The sequence below is a fragment of the Streptomyces cathayae genome (assembly GCF_029760955.1).
In the GTDB taxonomy this organism is placed as follows: domain Bacteria; phylum Actinomycetota; class Actinomycetes; order Streptomycetales; family Streptomycetaceae; genus Streptomyces; species Streptomyces cathayae.
Genome location: NZ_CP121682.1, coordinates 5044495 through 5065315, shown reverse-complemented (window position 1 = coordinate 5065315; position 20821 = coordinate 5044495). Strand labels below are relative to the sequence as shown.

The window sequence follows — 20821 nt, the reverse complement described above, 5'->3', positions numbered from 1 at the left end:
CCCCCGTACCCTCCCCCGCCCATGGTCACACCGGGCGGGGCTACGAGGAGGTCCGCTCCACCAGCTCCGTGGCCAGGACCACCTGGCGTCGTTCCAGCCCGCGCGAGGCGGACGGGCGGCGGTCGGCGATCTCGGCGAGGAGGAGGTCGATCATCCGGTGCCCCATCTCCTCTATGGGCTGGCGCACGCTGGTCAGCGGCGGGTCCATGTGGCGGGCGATGGCGGAGTCGTCGTAGCCGACCAGGGCCACGTCGTCGGGGATGCGGCGGCCCGCCTCGCGCAGCGCGTGCCGGGCGCCGGCGGCGGTCACGTCGGAGGCGGCGAAGACCGCGTCCAGGTCGGGGCGGCGTTCCAGCAGGGCCGCCATCGCGTGCCGGCCGCCCTCCTCGGAGAAGTCGCCCGCCTCGACCAGCAGGTCGTCCACCTCGTGGCCCGCGTCCCGCAGGGCGTCACGGTAGCCGTCGATGCGCCGCTGGGCGCCGTACACGTCGAGGCGGCCGGTGATGTGGGCGATACGGCGCCGGCCCCGGCCGAGGAGGTGCTCGACGGCCTGCCGGGCGCCGCCGTAGTTGTCCGAGTCGACCGAGGTCAGGGTCTCCGCGGCCGACCGGGGGCCGCTGATCACGGCCGGGATCTCCAGCCGGGCGAGCATGTCGGGCAGCGGGTCGTCGGCGTGCACCGAGACCAGCAGCACCCCGTCCACGCGATGCGCGGCCAGATAGTCGGCGAGCCGCTGCCGCTCCCGGTCGCTGCCCGCGAAGATCAGCAGCAGCTGCATCTCGGTGTCGGAGAGCGCCGCCCCCACCCCGCGCAGCATGTCCGAGAAGTACGGTTCGGCGAAGAACCGGGTCTCCGGTTCGGGCACGACCAGCGCGATCGCGTCGGTGCGGTTGGCGGCCAGCGCGCGGGCGGCCGTGTTCGGGACGTAACCGAGTTCGGCGACGGCGGCCTCCACGGCGGCCCGGGTGGCGTCGCTCACCCGAGGTGACCCGTTGATCACCCGGGAGACCGTGCCCCGGCCGACACCGGCGCGCACCGCCACCTCTTCGAGGGTGGGCCGGCCGCCGCTGCGGCCCCGCGCTCCGTGGCTTGCCATCTGCGCCCCGCCTTCCGTCCTGTGTCCCGCCAGGCCTGCTGGCCTGGAATCTAACAGCCCCACCAGCGGCGGCGACCGCCGCCGGGACCGCCGTCCGGACCCCGGGCACCCCCGGTGAGGGCCGGGTGGCCGGCTAACAGCCCGATAACTGAACGCAGTTCTCCACGTTCGGTCCCTTGACACCCCCGCCCGGACCCGCGACCCTTCAACACATCACTTGTGGGAGCGCTCCCACGGTACCTGACACATACACAACCCGCACGTTCCCCGCCCGAGCCGCAGCACGCAACAGCCAGGCCTGACAAAGCCGTTGGCCGGGGGTCGGTACGTCAGGGCAATCAGGAGGACGCAATGCGAGCACGTACCCTCCCCCTCTCCCGGCAGCGCACGAACGGGGGGAAGCTCTTCACCCGCAAGGCACTGGCCGTCGCGGCCGTGGTGTCGCTGGGCACAGGGCTGCTGGCCGGCTGCGCCGACGACGGCGGAGACAAGGACTCCGACTCCTCGTCGGACGGCAAGGGCAAGACGACGGTCACGCTGGGTCTGTTCGGCACCTTCGGCTTCAAGGAGGCCGGGCTCTACGCCGAGTACGAGAAGCTGAACCCGGACATCAAGATCGCCGAGAACGTCGTCGAGCGCAACGAGAACTACTACCCGGCGCTGCTCAACCACCTCACCACCAACAGCGGCCTGCAGGACGTCCAGGCCGTCGAGGTCGGCAACATCGCCGAGATCGTGGAGACCCAGGCCGGCAAGCTCGAGGACCTCTCCAAGGTCGAGGGCGTGAACAAGAGCGACTGGCTCGGGTGGAAGTGGGAGCAGGCCACCACCAAGGACGGCCAGACCGTCGGCCTGGGCACCGACATCGGCCCGATGGCGATCTGCTACCGCAAGGACCTGTTCGAGAAGGCGGGCCTGCCGACCGACCGCGAAGAGCTCGGCAAGCTGTGGGCCGGCGACTGGGCCAAGCTGATCGAGGTCGGTGAGGACTACCAGAAGAAGGCGCCCAAGGGCACCACCTTCTTCGACTCCCCCGGCGGCCTGATGAGCGCCGTCCTCAGCAGTGAGGAGAAGCGGTTCTACGACTCCTCCGGCGAGGTGATCTACAAGACCAACCCCGCCGTCAAGAAGGCCTTCGACATGACCGCGAAGGCCGCCGAGGACGGACTGGTCGGCGCCCAGACGCAGTTCCAGCCCTCGTGGGACCAGACGATCGCCAACAACAAGTTCGCCGCGATGTCCTGCCCGCCCTGGATGCTCGGCTACATCAAGGGCAAGTCCCAGCCGGACGCCGCGGGCAAGTGGGACGTGGCCCTGCCCCCCAAGGCCGGCAACTGGGGCGGCTCCTTCCTGGCCGTGCCCAAGAGCGCCAAGAACGCCGAGGAGGCCAAGAAGCTCGTCGCCTGGCTGACCGCACCCGCACAGCAGGCGAAGCTGTTCAAGGTGCAGGGCAGCTTCCCGAGCGCCCAGAGCATCTTCGACAGCCCCGAGGTGACCGGCGCGGTCAACGACATGACCGGCGACGCTCCGATCGGTGAGGTCTTCGCCGAGGCCGCCCAGCAGATCCCGGTCCAGGTCATCGGCCCGAAGGACCAGATCATCTCGCAGGGCCTGGGCGACAACGGCGTCATTCTGGTGACCAAGGGCAAGTCGCCGAAGGAAGCCTGGGAGACGGCCGTCAAGACCATCGACAACAACCTGGACAAGTGACCTGGATGTCCACCCGTCACGACACCGCCGCGTCCCCCCTCAAGGGGGGCGCGGCCCCGGGCCGCCCGCCCCGGGGCACCGCGTCCGCGAGCGCGAAGGACAGGGAGGAGCGGCGCCGGAAGAAGCTGTCCCGCCGCTGGCAGCGCGACATGCGCTGGAGCCCGTACGCCTTCGTCGCACCGTTCTTCCTGCTGTTCCTCGCCTTCGGCCTGTTCCCGCTGATCTACACCGGCTGGGCCTCGCTGCACCAGGTGGAGCTGACCGCCCCGACCGACATGAACTGGGTCGGGCTGAAGAACTACACCCGGATCTTCGACGACGACTTCTTCTGGAACGCGGCGCGGAACACCCTGACCATCGGCATCATCTCGACCGTCCCGCAGCTGCTGATGGCGATGGGCATCGCCCACATCCTCAACTACAAGCTGCGCGCCTCGACCTTCTACCGGGTCGCGATGCTCGCCCCGTACGCCACCTCGATCGCCGCCGCCTCCCTGGTGTTCGTGCTGCTCTTCGGGCGTGACTACGGGATGATCAACTGGGCGCTGGACCTCGTCGGGATCGACCCGGTCGCCTGGCAGGACGACAAGTGGCCCGGACAGTTCGCGGTCTCGACGATCATCATCTGGCGCTGGACCGGTTACAACGCGCTGATCTACCTGGCCGCGATGCAGGCGATCCCGCAGGACCTGTACGAGTCGGCGGCGCTGGACGGCGCCAACCGCTGGCAGCAGTTCCTGCACGTGACGCTGCCCTCGCTGCGCCCGACGATCCTGTTCACGGTGGTCGTCTCCACCATCGGCGCCAGCCAGGTCTTCGGCGAGCCGCTGCTGTTCGACCCCAACAAGGGCGCGTCCGGCGGTGCGGAGCACCAGTTCCAGACGCTCGGCCTGTACCTGTACGAACAGGGCTGGATCAACCAGCACCTGGGCCGCGCCTCGGCGATCGCCTGGATGATGTTCCTGATCCTGATCGTCATCGGCATCATCAACTACGTCATCTCGCGCCGGCTGCGCGCCAGCAGTTAAGGAGTTGTGGCCGTGACGACGACTGTGACGCCCCCGCCCCCCGAGACCACGTCCGCCAAGGAGCAGGTCCGCTCCCGTCTGCCGAAGTCCGCGCGGGCCGGCGGCACCCTGCACGGCGGCCCGATCGCGTACGCGATCCTGATCGTGTTCACGATCGTCTCGCTGTTCCCGCTGGTGTGGACCGCGATCGCCGCCTCCCGGGACACCCAGCGTCTCGCACAGACCCCGCCGCCGTTCTGGTTCGGCTCGAACCTGTTCAAGAACCTGGAGATCGCCTGGACCGAAGCCAACCTCGGGGAGGCGTTCCTCAACACCACGATCGTGGCGGGCATTTCGGCGGTGACCGTCGTCATCCTGTCGACGATCGCCGGTTTCGCCTTCGCCAAGCTGCGCTTCCGGGGCCGGGGCGCGCTGATGCTGCTCGTGATCGGCACCATGATGGTCCCGCCGCAGCTGAGCATCATCCCGCTGTACATGATGGTCGCCAAGCTGGACTGGACCGATCAGCTGCAGGCGGTCATCTTCCCGTCGCTGGTGAGCGCCTTCGGCGTGTTCTTCATGCGGCAGTACCTGCTCCAGGCGCTGCCCGACGAGATCATCGAGGCCGCCCGGGTCGACGGCGCGAGCAGCTGGCGCGTGGTGTGGCACGTGGTGTTCCCGGCGGCGCGGCCGGCGATGGCCGTGCTGGGCATGCTGATCTTCGTGCAGACCTGGAACGACTTCCTGTGGCCGTTCCTCGTCCTGACCCAGTCCGGCAATCCGACCGTGCAGGTCGCGGTCGCGGGCCTCGGCCGCGGATTCACCCCGGACCAGTCCCTGATCATGGCGGGTGCCCTGCTGGGCACACTGCCGCTGCTGCTGGTCTTCGCGGTCTTCGGCAAGCAGATCGTGGGCGGCATCATGCAGGGCGCGGTCAAGGGCTGAGCTCCGTCCGCCGATACCTCCCACCAGGGGGCCGGGTCACCGACGCCTCGGCCCCTGCTCGTCCCCGTGCCGCCCCTCGCTGTCCCCCTCTCGCCTCTCGCCTTCTTCTCCCCTCTTCTCTCCCCTTCTCCCTCTTCTCCCTCTTCTCACCTCCGGCCCTGACTCGCAGGTTCCTCCACGACCGCCTATGGGAGCGCTTCCATGACTGACTCCACCACGCCGGTGACCCCGGCGGCCTTCCCCCCCGCCTTCCTCTGGGGTGCCGCGACCTCCGCCTACCAGATCGAGGGCGCGGTGCGGGAGGACGGTCGTACGCCGTCCATCTGGGACACCTTCAGCCACACGCCGGGCAAGACCGCCGGTGGCGACACCGGTGACATCGCTGTCGACCACTACCACCGCTACCGCGACGACGTGGCGCTGATGGCGGAACTGGGCCTGGGCGCCTACCGCTTCTCCATCGCCTGGCCCCGGGTGCAGCCGACCGGCCGCGGCCCGGCCGTCCAGCGCGGCCTGGACTTCTACCGCCGGCTGGTCGACGAACTGCTGGCCCACGGCATCAAGCCGGCCGCCACCCTGTACCACTGGGACCTGCCGCAGGAGCTGGAGGACGCGGGCGGCTGGCCGGAGCGTGACACCGCGTACCGCTTCGCCGAGTACGCGCAGCTCGTCGGTGAGGCGCTCGGCGACCGGGTGGAGCAGTGGATCACGCTCAACGAGCCGTGGTGCAGCGCGTTCCTGGGCTACGCCTCCGGTGTGCACGCGCCGGGCCGTACCGACCCGGCGGCCTCGCTGCGGGCCGCCCACCACCTGAACCTGGCGCACGGACTGGGTGCCAAGGCGCTGCGGTCGGTGATGCCCGCCCGCAACTCGATCGCGATCAGCCTCAACTCCGCGGCGGTCCGGCCCCTCTCCCCCGACGACCCGGCGGACCTGGCGGCGGCGCGCAAGATCGACGACCTGGCCAGCGGTATCTTCCACGGCCCGATCCTGAAAGGCGCCTACCCCGAGTCGCTGCTGACGGCGACCTCGTCGCTGACGGACTGGTCGTGCATCCAGGACGGCGACCTGGACCTGATCCACCAGCCGCTGGACGCGCTCGGCCTCAACTACTACACGCCCACCCTGGTGTCGGCGGCGGACCCGGACGCGGAGGGACCGCGGGCCGACGGCCACGGGGCGAGCGAGCACTCGCCGTGGCCGGCCGCGGACGACGTGGCCTTCCATCAGGTGCCCGGGGAGCGCACCGAGATGGGCTGGTCCGTCGACCCGACCGGGCTGCACGAGCTGATCATGCGGTACACCCGGGACGCGCCCGGCCTGCCGCTCTACGTCACCGAGAACGGCGCCGCCTACGACGACAAGCCCGGCGCCGACGGCGCGGTGCACGACCCGGAGCGGATCGCCTACCTGCACGGCCACCTCGCCGCGGTCCGCCGGGCCATCACCGACGGCGCGGACGTGCGCGGCTACTACCTGTGGTCCCTGCTGGACAACTTCGAGTGGGCGTACGGCTACGAGAAGCGCTTCGGCGCGATCCACGTCGACTACGCGTCCCAGGAGCGGACCCCGAAGGCCAGCGCCCTCTGGTACAGCCGGGCGGCCAAGTCGGGCGCCCTGCCGGGGCCGGAGGCCATCTGACCCTCCCGAGAACGGGGGACGGGGGAACGGGGCGGGGGAAGCGGGGCGCGGCGCTCTGGGGGAGGGCCGCGCCCCGTCGGCCGGTCCGCCGTGGGTCAGGGGGAGCCAAAAGGACCAGGGGAACCAGAGGGACCAGGGGGCCAGGAAGATCAGGACCTGAAGGTCGGTATCAGCCGGCCGGGCCCGCGCCGACGTACGGTCCCCCGGTGCCCGCGCCGCCGCCGGGGCGCCCCCTCCCGGCCGTCGAGCTGGATCCAGATGCGCACCTCGGTCCCGCCGAGCACCGACGAGCCGATCCGTGCGTCCCCGCCGGTGGCCTCCGCGAGCCGGCGCACGATGTCCAGGCCGAGGCCGGTGGAGCCGTCGCTGCCGGAGCCCCGGCCGCGGGCCATCGCCGCCTTAGGGTCGGGTATGCCGGGGCCCGCGTCGGAGACGAGCACGATCACCGCGTCCTCGCCGTTGTGCAGGTCCACGGCGAAGGCGGTGCCCTCGGCGGTGTGCCGGAACACGTTGCCGAGCAGGGCGTCGAGGGCGGCGGCCAGGTCGGCGCGGGCCACGGGGATGCGGACCGGGCCGTCCGCTCCGGCCACCCTCCATGTGCGGCCCTCGTCCTCGGCGAGCGCCGACCAGAACGCCATCCGTTCCCGGACCACTTCGGCCGCGTCGCAGCCGGCGCCGGGGCCGGCCGCCGCCGTCTGCGGTTTGGCGTCCCGCGCGGTGCGGATGATGGTGTCGACCTCACGCTCCAGCTGCTCGACCGCCGCGCGGGTCTGCTCGGCGGCCGGCCCGTCGCCGAGGGAGGCGGCGTTCAGCCGCAGCACGGTCAGCGGGGTGCGCAGCCGGTGGGACAGGTCGGCGGCCAGTTCCCTCTCGTTGGCGAGGAGTTGGACGACCTGGTCGGCCATGGAGTTGAACGCCACGGCCGCCAGCCGCAGTTCGGTCGGCCCCTTCTCGGGCACCCGCGCGCCCAGCTTGCCCTCCCCCAGTTCCTGCGCCCCCTCGACCAACCGCTGCGCGGGCCGCACCATCCGCACGCCCAGCCGGTCGGCGACCGCGACCGAGCCGAGGACGAGGGCGACGCCGACCGCCGCGAGCACCGCCCAGGCCGTGCCCACCCCGTTGGTGACCTCGGACTCGGGGACGAACACCTCGACCACGGCGATCTCACCGGTGCTGAGCGCGACCGGCTGGAGCAGCGTCGAGCCGCCGGACACCTTGGAGGTGGAGGCCCGCCCCAGTCTCCGTACCGCCTCGACGTCCTCGGCGGTGGCGCGGCGGCGCCCGATGTCGAGGGGCTCGGCGTCGGCGCCGACGGGTATGTGCACGGCCATCGCGGCGTCGGACCCGGCGGAGGCGACGACGCGTTCGAGCTGGTCGCGGTCGGTGGTGATGGACAGCGCGGGGGCGACGGCCGCGGCTTCCCGTTCGGCGTTGGAGAAGGCACGGTCGCGGGCCATCTCGCGGATGACGAGGCCGAGCGGTACCGCGAAGGCGATCACGACCATCGCGGTCACCGCCACCGACACCTTCACCAGGGCCCATCTCATCGCGGTGGCTCCGCCGCGAGCGGTCCCGTGGCCGGGGGCAGTTCCGTGGCCGGGGGTTCCAGCTTCACGCCGACGCCCCGCAGGGTGTGCAGATAGCGCGGCCGGGCGGCGGTCTCGCCCAGCTTCCGCCGCAGCCACGACAGATGGACGTCTATGGTCTGGTCGTCGCCGTAGGACTGCTGCCACACCTCGGCGAGGAGTTCCCTGCGGGGCACGACGACTCCGGGCCGCCCGGCCAGGAAGGCGAGCAGGTCGAACTCCCGCCGGGTGAGGTCCAGTCGGGCGCCGTCCAGTTCGGCCTGGCGGCGCAGCGGGTCGACGGTCAGCCCGCCGACCCGGAGCACCGGGGGCTCGGCCGGCTCTCCCGCGAGGGAACGGGACCGGCGTAGTACGGCCGCCATCCGGGCCGACAGGTGCTCCACCGAGAAGGGCTTGATCAGGTAGTCGTCCGCGCCGGCGTTCAACAGCCGCACGATCTCCGCCTCGTCGTCCCGCGCGGTGGCGATGATCACCGGCACGTCCGTGATGCCGCGCAGCATCTTCAGCGCCTCGGAGCCGTCGAGATCGGGCAGTCCGAGGTCCAGGACGACGACGTCGAAACGGAAATGGGCGACCTCGCGCAGCGCTTCCAGCGCCGTCCCGACGCTGCGCACCAGGTGTGCGGCGTCGGTCAGTTGCCGGATGAGCGCCGAGCGTACGAAGGGGTCGTCCTCGACTACGAGAACACGTGCCATGGGCGGCACCGTACGCCATGCCGGGCGACCCGGTGCGGGCCTGTGGACAACTCCGGACACCGCCGCGGGCGCGACACGTGCGGGGCGGGTGAGGCAGGATGGGCCGACGATGCGCAGAGGACTCGTACACGTACTGGCCTGGCTGCTCGCCACGGGCGCGGCGGTCACGCTGTCGTGGTGGGGTGTGGACACGGTGATGGCGGGCACGGCCTACGACCCGCCCCGTGCGCTGCCCATCACTGCGGCCGACACGACGACGCAGGAGTCGCGGCCGGTGTCGTCCTCGACCCGGCGCCCGACCGACGCGGGAGCGCCGGAAACCGCCGACGACGCGGCGGACTCCGAGGGCTCGAAGGGCGGTCAGGGGACCGAGGCTCCCAAGGGCTCCGGGAGTTCCCGGAACTCCGGGGGCACCGGGAACTCCAGAGGCACCGGCGACACAGCCGCGGACACGGGTGGCGCGCGGGACGCGCGGGAGCAGGAGTCGGCGGGCGGGCCCGGCGGGGGCTCCCCCGATCCCGCCCCGGGCGGGGCCGCCCCCGCGCCGGCCGACCCCGCCCCGGCCACCTCCGGCGAGGTCAAGGCGTACGACACCGACGGCGGCCGGGCGGTCTTCGACCTCGGCGAGAGCTCCGCGTCACTGGTGTCGGCGACGCCCGGGGCGGGCTGGTCGATGCAGGTGTGGAAGACGGAGTCGTGGATCCGGGTGGAGTTCGCGGCGGGCGCGGACCGGGTGTCGGTCTTCTGCACCTGGCACGACGGCCCGCCGCGCGTGGAGATCAACACCTACTGACCGGGCGGCCCGGCCCCCTCGCGCCCCGCCTGTCACCCTGTCACCGGAACGTCGGCGTCACCGGAACACCGACGGTGGTGGCGCCGGGGAGTCGACCGCCCCCAGGTCGCCGACCGGGGCGGCCCCGCCTGTGAAGTCCCTGAGTTCCCGCCCGTGCTGGACGCGCCCGGGGTGCGGGTCGGAGGCGGCGCGGCGGGTCAGCTCGGCGATCGGCAGGGGCGCGTCGGAGGCGACCAGCACGGAGTTGCCGAAGCGCCTGCCGCGCAGCACCGCCGGGTCGGCGATCAGCGCGAGTTCGGCGAACCGGGCGGCGGCGGTGGCGATCTGGCCGCGCAGATGGGCCAGCGGCGGCCCGTCCGCGAGGTTGGCGACGTAGACCCCGCCGGGGGCGAGGGCTCTGCGGACGTCGTCCAGGAACTCGGTCGAGGTCAGGTGGGCGGGGGTGCGGGCCCCGCTGAACACGTCGGCGACGACGAGGCCGGCCCATCCGTCCCGCACCTTCGCGAGCCCCTCCCGGGCGTCCGCCGAGCGCACCCGGATCCGCGCCCCGGGGGCCGGCGGCAACTCCCGGCGGACCAGTTGCACCAGCCGCGCGTCCCGCTCGACGACCTGCTGGGTGGAGCGGGGCCGGGTGGCGGCGACGTACCGGGCGAGGGTGAACGCGCCGCCGCCGAGATGCACCGCCTGCACGGGGCGGCCGGCCGGCCCGGCGGTGTCGATGACGTGTCCGATCCGCCGCTGGTACTCGAAGGAGAGGTACGCCGGATCGTCCAGGTCGACGTGCGACTGCGGGGCGTCGTCGATCAGCAGTGTCCAGGCCCTCGGCCGTTCCCGGTCGGGGACGAGCCGGGCGAGCCCTCCGTCGACGCTCTCGACGACGGCTTCGGCGGCGGACCGCCCGCGTCCGGAGTTCCTGGACCTTCCCATGAGGGCATTGTCGCAAGCCGCCACGGACCGGCCCACTCCCGGTCGTCCCGAGCAGCGCCTGTCCCGACCCGGCGGGCTCAGCGGCAGCCGTCCGCCACGTCGAGCAGGCGTCGCGCCTCGTCCAGCGCCTCCCGCAGGACCGCGGGATCGGTGGCGAGGCCGGTGTCGTCCTCGGGCGGCAGCAGCCAGTCCGATCCCTCCACCGGCGGCGCCTCGGGCGCCAGGCTCAGCCCGCGGCCGTCGGTCTCCGTGCAGGTGCTGCCCGGCACGTCCCACGCGGCGGCCGTCCCCGGCGGCACCAGGAACCCGAGGGTGCTCCCGCCGTCGCCGTGCAGTACGGGCCCCACCGCGTCCCCCGCCCCGGCCGCGCCGCGCCGGAGGATGTCCACCGCCTCCAGGCCCTGCCGGGCCGGAACCGTCACCACGTCGCAGCAGCCCGGCGGCCCGCCCGACAGTCCGCCCGACGGCGTTCGGGGTTCACTGCTCCGGCTGGTCACCATCCCCGCCTCCCTGTTCCGGCTCCACCACACACGGGCGTTCCTCACACGGGGTTCAACGCGGCGGACCGACCTGGGCTACGGCGAAACCCAATAGCACAGAATGGCAGTTCATGGCGGATCACGGACGAGATATCCGGTTTGTTGCCAAACTCTGCGTGGCGACTCCGTCACAGCAGGTACGTTCTTGCCCGCCGGCAACAGAGCGGCGCGATGGATGGACCGCTCTGCTTCCGGCATGGTTCGACGGTTCGCAGAGAGGACCCGGCCATGGCGTCGTCAACGGTGCCCTCGTCCCAGCCCGACCGGCCACCCCGGCCGAATCTCGTCTTCCGGCAACTGCGCGGAACGCGCTCGCCGGCCGAGTTCGCCGCGTCGGTCCGCAGGGCCGCTCGCGAGATAGGCGAGCGGGTCAGCTGTGACGCGCGGTACGTGCACCGGGTGGAGGCAGGCGAGATCCGCTGCCCCAACTACGCCTACGAACGAGTCTTCCTGCACATGTTCCCCGGCCGCACGCTGACCGACCTGGGTTTCGCGCCCCGCGCGTCGGTCCGCGGGCGCCGGACGCGGGACGACGGGGGCACCCCCCCGGCGCCCGACGCGGCCCCGGCACTCGTCACGCGTGAGACCGGCGGGGCCCCCGAACCGTATGACCAGCAGAACCCGTACGACCCGTACCACACGCACCACAACTACGAGGAGAGCGACGTGCTGCGTCGCGCATTCATGACCGGCGGGGGCGCCACGGTGGCCGCCGCCTCACTGGGCCCGCTCGCCCTGGCCCCGGACGCCTCGGCGGCACAGCGCGCCGTGCGCCGCCCCGGAGCGAGCGACGCGGGTGCCCTGGAAGACGCCGTCCGCCGGATCAGGCTGCTCGACGACCGGCACGGGGCCGACGGCCTCTACCGCAGGGCGGCGGCACCGCTGCGCGCCGCCTACGCCCTGCTCGACGCCGGGGCGACCCGGCAGCGGACGGCGGACCGGCTGTACGCGGGCGCCGGTGAACTGGCCATCTCGGTGGGCTGGCTGGCGCACGACTCGGGCCGGTTCGACGACGCCCGCTCGCACTACGCGGAGGCGCTGGCGACCGCGCGGGTGACCGGGGACCCGGGGCTGGAGGCGCACGCCTTCTGCAACACGGCGTTCCTCGCCCGGGACTCGGGCCGCCCCCGGGAGGCGGTGCGGGCGGCGCAGGCCGCGCAGCGGGCCGCGCGCCCGCTCGGTTCCGCCCGGCTGATGTCGCTGCTGGCGCTGCGCGAGGCGGGCGGCTGGGCCGGGCTCGCCGACCGGTCCGGCTGCGAGCAGGCGCTGGCCCGCGCGCAGGCCTACTTCGACCGCGGTCCCGCACCGGCCGACCCCGAGTGGATGACCTTCTACGGGGAGGCCGAACTGGAGGGCCTGAAGGCACAGTGCTGGTCGGCCCTGGGCGACTGGCCGCGGGCGGCCCGGCACGCGCGGCGGGCCGCCGAGCTCCAGGACCCGCACTTCACCCGCAACATCGCGCTGTACACGGCGGAGCTGGCGGACGACCTGGCCCGCGGCGGGTACCCGGACGAGGCGGCGGCCGCGGGGATGCGGGTGCTGGACCTGCTGCCCGAGGTCCAGTCGTCCCGGGTCCGCACGATGCTGGCGGGCACGGCCCGCGTACTCCTCCCGCACCGCCGCGCCTCGGACGTGTCGGCCTTCCTGGACCGCCACGACTCCCTCCCCCGCATGACGTGACCGGCCCCACATGACGTGACCGCCCCCCGGGCCGATATCGGGCCTGGGCCGGTATCGGGTCCGGACCGGCGTCAGCCCCCGGGCCGGAGGCAGGCCCGGGCCTCGGGCCCGCCACCGGGTCGGCTCATCCCGCCAGGTGCCCCAGGTCGTTCCAGCTCTCGACGGCCGGTTCCCCGTACGCCCAGCCCAGGACCGACAGGGACGTCGGGTTGAGGCGGATGCGGGCCGCGAAGTCGAGCGGCAGCCCCAGCCAGCGGGCGCCGATCGAGCGCAGGATGTGCCCGTGGGCGAAGACCAGCACGTCCCGGTCGGCGGAGCGCGCCCAGGCGACCACCTCGTCCGCGCGGGCCGTCACCTCGGCGAGGGTCTCCCCCTCGGGCACGCCGTCGCGCCAGATCAGCCAGCCGGGGCGGTCCGCCCGTATCTCGTCGGGGGTCATGCCCTCGTACGCCCCGTAGTGCCACTCCATGAGGGTGTCCCAGGTCTGCGCGCGCTCGCCGAACCCGGCGAGTTCGCAGGTCTCCCGCGCGCGGACCAGCGGACTGGTGCGCACCTCGACACCCGGCATCCCGTCGTACGGCGGCCGGTGCAGGCGCTCGCCGAGCAGCTTGGCGCCCTGTCGGCCCTCGTCCAGGAGCGGCACGTCGGTCCTGCCGGTGTGCTTGCCGGACAACGACCATGAGGTCTGTCCGTGCCGGGCCAGCAGGATGCGCGGTGCCATGAGAGACCTTCCGGGAGAAATCGGGGGCGGGCCCCTCCATCATCGCGCACCCCCAAGACGGGCAACCCGGGGGGCGATCTCAACGTCTATCAGGGCCGAAGGCACCTCATGAGGGGCACGAGTACGCCTACAGTGGCTGACCGGATCGCCATGGGGGCGGGAGTGAGTGTGAAGGGGGAGGGCGATCGGATGCCGCACACCGAGACACCGGGTACCGAAGGGGCCCCGGCGATCCGGCTGCGCTGGTGGACCGAGCTGCCGCTGATCCTCCTCGTGTACGCCTGCTACTCGGCGGGGCGCCTGTTGGTCCGGGGCGACGTCACCGACGCCGTGGACCACGGACTGGCGATCCTCCGCATCGAGCAGGCGCTCCACCTCAACGCCGAGCACCCGCTCAACCGGCTGTTCACGCGCGAACCGTGGCTGGGCGTACCGGCCGACTTCTGGTACGCGTCGCTGCACTACCTGGTGACGCCCGCGCTCCTGGTCTGGCTGTTCCGCTCCCACGCGGTGCGCTACCGCGCCGCCCGCACCTGGCTGATGACGTCCACCTTCATCGGGCTGATCGGCTTCACCCTGCTGCCCACCTGCCCGCCCAGGCTGCTCGACGCGAGCCACGGCTTCGTCGACACCATGGCCCAGTACAGCTCCTACGGCTGGTGGGCCGGTGAGGCCAGCGCCCCGCGGGGCCTGGGCGGGCTGACCAACCAGTACGCGGCGATGCCGAGCCTGCATGTGGGCTGGGCCCTGTGGTGCGGTGTGATCCTGTGGCAGATCGGCAGAACCCGAACGGCACAGACGGCACAGACAGCACAGACAGCGCAAGCGACGTGGGCGGCGCGAGCGGCGAGGACGGCCGCCGTCGTCTACCCGCTGGTGACGGTCGTCGTGGTGATGGGCACCGCCAACCACTACTTCCTGGACGCGGTCGCGGGTGCCGCCGTGATGGGCGCCGGACTGCTGCTCGCCCCCGTGGTGACGCGGTACTCGGACCGGGTGAGGGCCCGTCTGCTGCCGCGTCCGGCGCCGGTCCCGGTGGCCTCTCCCGTCCCGGGTTCCCCGATTGTCAGTGCCGGATGCCAGACTTCCGCGGGTGAGCACTTTCCACGACAGCGGCCACGGCAGCGGCAGTTCGAGCCAGGGCCCGCCCCGGAAGCCGAGCCGGGCGGCGCTTCCCCCTCCGGCCGGGGGGAAGGAGCCCAGGCCGCTCCGGCACCGACTCGCTGAGCTGCGCGGTCCGGACGTGTCGGCGAAGGCGCTGGACGCACGCGCCCTGGCCGCCCTGGCCGCCAACCCGGGCTGCGCGCGCCGCGCGATCCTCGACGGCGCGGGCGTGGACAAGGCGAGACTGGCGGGCGCGCTGGGCTCCCCCTCGGTCTTCGGCCAGTCCCAGTTCGCGTTCGTCCGGGGCAACGCGTTCGAGGCCCGGGTCAAGGCGGACGGCGGTACGGAGCTGCTGCGGCTCGTCCACGAGAGGCTGGACCGCTCCGCGGAACCGCCCGCCGGCGCGCGGGTGCCGGACCTGACCGCGTCCGGCCCCCAGGGGCGCGCCGCGCGCACCGAGTTGGCGCTGGACGAGGCCTCCCGGGCGCGGGGCGAGTGGACCCTGCTCGACCATCCCCTGCTCGCGCTGGACGTCGCGGGCTCGCCGGCCTTCCTGGAACCGGACGCGGTGGTGGTGCACCCGGACGGCAGCTGGACGGTCGTGGAGATCAAGTCCTTCCCCCTGCTGGACGGGGCGGCGGACCCGGCGAAGGTCGGCGCGGCGGCCCGGCAGGCGGCGGTGTACGTGCTGGCGCTGGAGCAAGTCGCCGCCCGCCTCACCGCCGTCCCGGCCCCCCGCGTGCGGCACAGGATCCTGCTGGTGTGCCCGAAGGACTTCTCCAACCTGCCGACCGCGTCCGCCGTGGACGTGCGCAAGCAGCGCGCGGTGACCGCCCGCCAGCTGGCCCGGCTCACCCGGATCGAGGACATCGCCGGCGCGCTCCCCGAGGGCATCTGCTTCGCACCCGGGCTGCCCCGCGAGCGGCTCACGGAGGCCGTGGAGTCGGTCCCGGCGAGCTACGCGCCGGAGTGCCTGTCCGCGTGCGAGCTGGCCTTCCACTGCCGGGACCGTTCCCGCGCGCAGGGCGCGGTGACCTCCCTGGGCCGCCCGGTCCGCGCCGAACTGGGCTCCCTGACGACGGTCGAGGACGTGCTGGCCGCGGCCCGCGGTGAGATCGGTGATCCCGACGATCCGACGGTGGCCGCCCTGCGCCGGGCGGCGGCGCTGCGGGCGGAGGCCCTCGCCGGCGCACAGGCCCCCGTCGACGCGCAGGCCCCCGTCGGCGCGCGGGCTTCCGCCGACGCGCCGGCCCTCACCGGCCGCCCGGAGGTGGCCCCTTGTCGCTGATCGCCACCCTGGCCCGCCTCGAGGCCGTCAGCACCGGCCGCGCCCAGCCCGCCGCCACCGTCCGGCACCGGCACCTGTCCGCGCGGCCGCTGGTGTTCGTGCCGCTGATCACCGCCGGTGAGGCGGGCGCCCCGCTCGGCGCGCTGGTGGGCACCGACCGGGACGCGCCGCGGCTGCTGGCCGTGCCGCAGCCGCGCGACCGGGACCTCAGGTTCGCGTTCCTGGCCGAACTGGCCGACGTGGTCCTGCCGTACGTGGACGACTGCGCCGAGGCGGTGGAGGCCGCGGAACGCAGCGAGACCGATCCGGAGACCGGAAAGCGGGTCAAGGTCGAGGTCGAGCTGTGCGCGGACGCGCCGCAGCTGATCGTGCCGAGCCGGGCCGGTGTGGACCTCGTGCGGCTCCTCGGCCGTTCCACCCGGTTCCGGCGCACCGCGGAGCAGGACCCGGAAGCGCCCTTCCCGGCGCCGCCCCGGGTGCCGTTGCTGGGCCGGTGGCTGACCCACTTCGGGGAGCGGGCCCGGGTGCCCGGCTCATCGCTCCTGACCGCCATGACGGATCTGCTGGGCCGGCACTGGGCGACCGGCCAGTCCACACTGGAGGACCAGCACCTGGGGGCACTGCTCGCCTGGATCGACCCGCCCGAGGGACGCTCCGGGGCCGAGGCGGCGCAGGAGGCGGAGCTGGCGCGGGACGCCGGCGGACAGTTGCTGTGTCCGCCCGCGGGCCCGGCGACCGACCCCGCGTTCGACAACAAGCTGCTCGCCCCGGCCGTCGAGCGGTACGACCGCGCCCGCAGCGCGCTCGCCGCCGCGGAGGACGGTCTGGAGGCCGACGACCGGCTCGGCGCGCTGGCCGCCGCCGAGCGGGAGATCCGCGCGCTGGTCCAGAGCCGTACCCGGCCCACCTGGGACGCGGTGTGGCGGGGCCTGGACCTGCTGCGCGCGCTGCCGGAGGGCGCGCGCGTCGAGGAGCGGTGGACGCGCGACCGCTGGTCGTTCACCGGTCACCGGGACCGGGTACTGGCCGGTGAGCCGCCGCAGCCGCGCCGCGACGACGCGGTGACGGCGGCCAACAAGCTCGCCACGCGCGAGCGGGAGCAGGCCCGGCTGGAGGCCCAGGAGGCCCTGGACGACCCGCTGGTGATGGCGGGCCGGCGGCTGTCCGGGGAGGCGTTCGCGGGCGAGGTCGTCGATGTCGTCATGGCGTACAGCGAGAGCAAGCGGCCGAGCCCCCGCCCGCTGGTCACCGTCCGGACGGACGACCGCCCGTACCTGGGCGAGCGGACCAGGGTGTACCGCTCCCTGGGCGGCAAGCCGCAGACGGCCGAGTTCGTGGCCATGGAGGCCACGGAAGCCGGGGAAGCCGGGGAAGCCGTAGAGGCTGCGGAAGCTGCGGAAGCGGGCGGGTCCCTGCTCGTCCTGCGGATCCTGGACAAGATGGGCCGCGGCAAGGAGCCCGAGGCGGGTTCGGTGCCGGAGAAGGGCGACCGGCTCTGCTTCACCCTGTTCGAGCACGAGCCGCGCGGCGGGGCGAAGCTCCCCGACCCGGAGGAGACCCCGTGGACCCACGGCGGCCCGCCCGGCGCATCAGCCGCCACACCGGAGGCCGCCGACCCGGTGACCGAGGAGGACCTGCTGTGACCACCGAGGCCATGCCCCCCGAGACCGTGACCACCGGGGCGGCAACCGCCGACGCGGGCTTCGACCCCGGCGCGGCGGCCGCCCGTGCCACCGACGCGATCCTGCGCGACACCCTGCACGGCACCGCGCGCGGTGTGGTCGTCGACTCCCCGCCCGGCGCCGGCAAGTCCACGCTGGTTGTCCGCGCTGCGCTGGAACTCGCCGAGGCGGGGCGCCCGTTGATGGTGGTGGCGCAGACCAACGCCCAGGTCGACGACCTGGTCCTGCGGCTCGCCGAGAAGAGCCCGGACCTGCCGGTCGGCCGGCTGCACAGCAGCGACACCGACCCGTACGACAAGGCGCTCGACGGGCTGGACAACGTCCGCAAGTCGGCGAAGGCCGCCGATCTCGCCGGGCTCGACGTGGTCATCTCCACGGCCGCCAAGTGGGCGCACGTCAAGGGCGTCGAACCATGGGCGCACGCGATCGTCGACGAGGCGTACCAGATGCGCTCGGACGCGCTGCTCGCCGTGGCGGGGCTGTTCGAGCGGGCGCTGTTCGTGGGCGATCCGGGGCAGTTGGACCCGTTCTCGATCGTGGGTAGCGAGCAGTGGGCGGGCCTGTCCTACGACCCGTCCGCGTCCGCCGTGACGACCCTGCTCGCCCACAATCCCGAACTGCCGCAGCACCGCCTGCCGGTGTCGTGGCGGCTGCCCGCCTCGGCGGCGCCCCTGGTGTCGGACGCGTTCTACCCGTACACGCCGTTCCGCAGCGGCACCGGCCCCGGCGACCGGCGGCTCGCCCTCGCCGTGCCGTCGGACGGCTCGGGTCCGGACCGGGTGATCGACGAGGCGGCCGAGTCCGGCTGGGGCCTGCTGGAGCTGCCCGCCCGGCACACCCCGCGCACCGATCCGGAGGCGGTCCGGGCGGTGGCCCTGGTGGTCCGCCGCCTGCTGGACAGGGAAGGCGCCACGACCTCCGAGCGCCCCACCCCCGACCCCGTCCCGCTCACCGCCGACCGCATCGCCGTCGGCACCGCCCACCGCGACCAGGCGGCGGCGGTCCGGTCGGCGCTCACGGAACTCGGTGTGACGGACGTGGTCGTCGACACGGCGAACCGGCTCCAGGGCCGCGAGTACGACGTCACCGTCGTACTCCACCCCCTCTCCGGCCGCCCCGACGCCACCGCCTTCCACCTGGAGACCGGCAGACTGTGCGTCCTGGCCTCCCGCCACCGGCACGCCTGCATCGTGGTGTGCCGGGCGGGCGTGAGCGACCTGCTGGACGCCTACCCGTCGACGGAACCGGTCCAGCTGGGCACCCTCGTGAAGTTCCCGGACGGCTGGGAGGCCAACCATTCACTCCTGGCCCACCTCACGGAACACCGGATCGAATGGCGGCCCTGAGCTGCGACAACGCACAGACAGTCAGTCCAGGGATGCCAACGCACCCGCTATGAGAGCACGTGCAGCCGCTCCCCTCACTGCTTCCTGTGACAACCGTTCGAAGGCTCGGCTGTACAGCTCCACCTGGCCGGGCTGCGTGAGGGTGACGGCAGCGTCCAGGGTGTCGGCGTGCACCCTGGCGTCGTCGAAGATCGTGAAGGTGGGCATGGGCCACACGGCTCGTTGAGCTGAGAACGGGATGAGCCCCACGGCAACGTTCTGGAGACCCATGACCCCGAGCAGGTGACCAAGCTGTGCCGCCATGGTCTCCGCGCTGCACAGCCGGTACCGCAACACCGACTCCTCCAGCACGAACGAGAACCGGCGTGCATCTACGGCCGCCCCGGGCCGCTGCCCGGGGGTCCCTGGAGCCTCCCCAGGGCCGGGCGGTGCTGGACGAGTCGGCACTGGCCGGCCAGGCCGCGCGGGAACTGGTCGAGGCGTCGGGGACCTGCGCGGCCCCCGAGGACCTGAAGCTGTGGGTCGTCACCCGCGGCGAGAACGGCAGTGTCGGTCTGACCTACCTCGCCCCGGCCCTCCCCGAGGCAACGCTGTGCGCGGACTTCACCGCTGCCGCGGCAGCCGAGTGCGCCCAGGGCCGCGAACCTGAACTCGACGGCATCGCCCTGGTGCGCTCACCGGACGAACTGGCCGTCGTTTGCCGACACTCAGGGCCAGCCCCCGGCCGCTGTCGGATCACCCCGCGAGTCGTTCCCGGGCGTACTCGCGCAGCTCGATCATCGGTTGCTCGGTCCGGTCGTCCAGGCGGCGGATGCGTGCGGAAGCGAGGTCGATGCAGCGAGTGGCCCCGGAGTCGAGGGCGGTGTCGAGAGCGGCGCGGGCATCGGCCGCGGCAGCTGAGGCGTCGCGGTCATGGAGCGAGCCCTCGGCCCGGTAAGTCAGGAACACCGCTCTGGTACGGGACCGGCGTGGATCGAGCTCGCCCAGTCCGGAGTCGATTGCGTTGCCGGCACGACCGGGGTCGCCGAGATCGAGCCAGCAGCGTCCGGCGTCGGCGTTGACATCTGCCATCGACATCCAGGACACCACGGGGGGTGTCTCCTGCGGGCGAATCCGGTCCAGCTCGGCCTCGGCGGATGCCAGGGCACGCCCGGTTCCAGTGTGGTCTCGGAGTACGGCGCAAGCCCGTGCGCGGCGTACGTCGAGCAGGGAGCGGGCGGCCGGCGTACGGGTCCGGGAGCGGGCATGTTCCAGCACTTCGATCGCGTCGGCGGGCCTGGACAACCAGGTTGCCTGGTAACCGAGGTCGGACAGTGCGACCGCGGCGAGATCGCGGTCCCCGGCCTGATGCGCGGCGTGGACGGCGGCCTGCCAGTGGCGTTGGGCGTCGGCGTGCCGGTCGGCATCGAAGCGCAGCCATGCGGCGCAGTGCGCGAGGTCGGCGGCCACGGCGTGGAGGCGGCGGCCGATTGCTGACCTGTAGCGGTCCTGGGTGATCAGGTCGATCGCAGTGTTCAGATGGGCGTCGATGAGGCCAGAGACCTGCCGGTGCGGCCCGGTTGCAAGGGTGCGCAGTTCGCTGGAACGCTGCTCCAACCACCTCAGGAGTTCCTCGTCGATCTGTTGTCCACTCAGGGCCTGGGACAGGTGCTGTGGCTCGATGCGGGCCCAGTCGGCAGCGACCTCGATGAGGGTGCTGCTGCTGAGGACCAGGAAGGATCGTCGGTCCATGCGGGTGATCTGCACCTCTCTCAGGGCGGCCCGGCTTCCCGAAGCGCTGAATGGGGCGGGCTGTTCGAAGGCGGGCAGCCAGTCGGGCCATCGGAGATGTTCGATCGCGGCGGTGGGAACATCGAGGACCTCTGCCAGCAGCAACTGGCTCTCCTCGCTCGGTGTAGTTCCTGTCTCCCAGAGCCAGATCCGGTTTCGGTCGATACCGCTGCGCAGGCCACGCCTACGGGCCTGCGCACGGAGCAGACGGGCGAGGTCCTCTCCGGACCAGTGGTGACTGCGGCGCAGGTGCGCCAGCGGATGACGGTCCAGATCCATGTCGCCCCCTCC

Annotated in this window: 17 protein-coding genes and 1 pseudogene; 10 read left to right on the top strand and 8 right to left on the bottom strand. The window is 73.0% G+C overall.

Features of this window, described 5'->3' with window-relative positions; translation table 11 throughout:
* Positions 1-40 precede the first annotated feature (40 nt).
* A complete protein-coding gene (locus tag PYS65_RS23165; protein ID WP_279335852.1) occupies positions 41-1096 on the bottom strand; it encodes a LacI family DNA-binding transcriptional regulator in 1056 nt (351 codons plus the stop codon).
* Between the two features lie 351 nt (positions 1097-1447).
* On the opposite strand from PYS65_RS23165, the gene PYS65_RS23160 reads away from it, so the two are divergent.
* The 4 genes from PYS65_RS23160 to PYS65_RS23145 all read left to right on the top strand — a co-directional run bounded on the left by PYS65_RS23160 (position 1448) and on the right by PYS65_RS23145 (position 6399).
* Complete coding sequence (locus tag PYS65_RS23160; RefSeq protein WP_279335851.1) at positions 1448-2806, top strand: ABC transporter substrate-binding protein; 1359 nt, start codon at positions 1448-1450, stop codon at positions 2804-2806.
* A 5-nt stretch (positions 2807-2811) separates the two neighbouring features.
* Complete coding sequence (locus tag PYS65_RS23155; protein WP_279338044.1) at positions 2812-3834, top strand: carbohydrate ABC transporter permease; 1023 nt, start codon at positions 2812-2814, stop codon at positions 3832-3834.
* Positions 3835-3846: 12 nt separating this feature from the next.
* A complete protein-coding gene (locus tag PYS65_RS23150) occupies positions 3847-4758 on the top strand; it encodes a carbohydrate ABC transporter permease (protein WP_279335850.1) in 912 nt (303 codons plus the stop codon).
* Between the two features lie 201 nt (positions 4759-4959).
* Positions 4960-6399 carry a GH1 family beta-glucosidase gene (locus PYS65_RS23145; protein WP_279335849.1) on the top strand — a complete coding sequence of 480 codons (1440 nt, stop codon included), beginning with the start codon at positions 4960-4962 and terminating at the stop codon, positions 6397-6399.
* A 149-nt stretch (positions 6400-6548) separates the two neighbouring features.
* On the opposite strand, the gene PYS65_RS23140 is transcribed toward PYS65_RS23145, so the two are convergent.
* Both PYS65_RS23140 and PYS65_RS23135 read right to left on the bottom strand, forming a co-directional pair.
* Complete coding sequence (locus PYS65_RS23140; RefSeq protein WP_279335848.1) at positions 6549-7946, bottom strand: sensor histidine kinase; 1398 nt, start codon at positions 7944-7946, stop codon at positions 6549-6551.
* A complete protein-coding gene (locus PYS65_RS23135) occupies positions 7943-8680 on the bottom strand; it encodes a response regulator transcription factor (protein ID WP_279335847.1) in 738 nt (245 codons plus the stop codon). The genes PYS65_RS23140 and PYS65_RS23135 overlap by 4 nt, the downstream gene beginning before the upstream one ends.
* A gap of 109 nt (positions 8681-8789) precedes the next feature.
* Here PYS65_RS23135 and PYS65_RS23130 point away from each other — a divergent pair, with 109 nt between their 5' ends.
* Positions 8790-9473, top strand: a complete 684-nt coding sequence (locus tag PYS65_RS23130; RefSeq protein WP_279335846.1) for a hypothetical protein — start codon at positions 8790-8792, stop codon at positions 9471-9473.
* A gap of 57 nt (positions 9474-9530) precedes the next feature.
* On the opposite strand, the gene PYS65_RS23125 is transcribed toward PYS65_RS23130, so the two are convergent.
* Together PYS65_RS23125 and PYS65_RS23120 are read right to left on the bottom strand one after the other, a co-directional pair.
* Positions 9531-10400, bottom strand: coding sequence for a spermidine synthase (locus PYS65_RS23125; protein WP_279335845.1), 870 nt, complete (start codon positions 10398-10400; stop codon positions 9531-9533).
* 77 nt (positions 10401-10477) lie between these two features.
* Positions 10478-10900, bottom strand: coding sequence for a hypothetical protein (locus PYS65_RS23120; protein WP_279335844.1), 423 nt, complete (start codon positions 10898-10900; stop codon positions 10478-10480).
* Positions 10901-11167: 267 nt separating this feature from the next.
* Here PYS65_RS23120 and PYS65_RS23115 point away from each other — a divergent pair, with 267 nt between their 5' ends.
* A complete protein-coding gene (locus PYS65_RS23115; RefSeq protein ID WP_279335843.1) occupies positions 11168-12619 on the top strand; it encodes an NsdA family TPR-like regulatory protein in 1452 nt (483 codons plus the stop codon).
* Positions 12620-12743: 124 nt separating this feature from the next.
* Here the strand turns inward: PYS65_RS23115 and PYS65_RS23110 are convergent, their stop codons facing one another.
* Positions 12744-13340 (bottom strand): histidine phosphatase family protein, encoded by a 597-nt coding sequence (locus PYS65_RS23110; protein ID WP_279335842.1) that lies wholly within the window; start codon positions 13338-13340, stop codon positions 12744-12746.
* A 189-nt stretch (positions 13341-13529) separates the two neighbouring features.
* On the opposite strand from PYS65_RS23110, the gene PYS65_RS23105 reads away from it, so the two are divergent.
* The 4 genes from PYS65_RS23105 to PYS65_RS23090 are packed head-to-tail and all read left to right on the top strand — an operon-like array spanning position 13530 to position 18760.
* Positions 13530-14567 carry a phosphatase PAP2 family protein gene (locus PYS65_RS23105; protein ID WP_279335841.1) on the top strand — a complete coding sequence of 346 codons (1038 nt, stop codon included), beginning with the start codon at positions 13530-13532 and terminating at the stop codon, positions 14565-14567.
* Between the two features lie 16 nt (positions 14568-14583).
* Positions 14584-15732 carry a hypothetical protein gene (locus PYS65_RS23100; protein WP_423836113.1) on the top strand — a complete coding sequence of 383 codons (1149 nt, stop codon included), beginning with the start codon at positions 14584-14586 and terminating at the stop codon, positions 15730-15732.
* Positions 15723-17375 carry a hypothetical protein gene (locus PYS65_RS23095; protein WP_279335840.1) on the top strand — a complete coding sequence of 551 codons (1653 nt, stop codon included), beginning with the start codon at positions 15723-15725 and terminating at the stop codon, positions 17373-17375. Before PYS65_RS23100 ends, PYS65_RS23095 begins: the two co-directional genes overlap by 10 nt.
* Before the next feature lie 11 nt (positions 17376-17386).
* Positions 17387-18760 carry an AAA family ATPase gene (locus PYS65_RS23090; protein WP_279338042.1) on the top strand — a complete coding sequence of 458 codons (1374 nt, stop codon included), beginning with the start codon at positions 17387-17389 and terminating at the stop codon, positions 18758-18760.
* Between the two features lie 21 nt (positions 18761-18781).
* Here PYS65_RS23090 and PYS65_RS23085 read toward each other — a convergent pair.
* Positions 18782-19129 (bottom strand): annotated as a pseudogene (locus tag PYS65_RS23085) (Scr1 family TA system antitoxin-like transcriptional regulator); the annotation flags it as partial.
* 366 nt (positions 19130-19495) lie between these two features.
* Positions 19496-20809, bottom strand: a complete 1314-nt coding sequence (locus PYS65_RS23080) for an NsdA family TPR-like regulatory protein (protein ID WP_279335839.1) — start codon at positions 20807-20809, stop codon at positions 19496-19498.
* Positions 20810-20821: the final 12 nt, after the last annotated feature.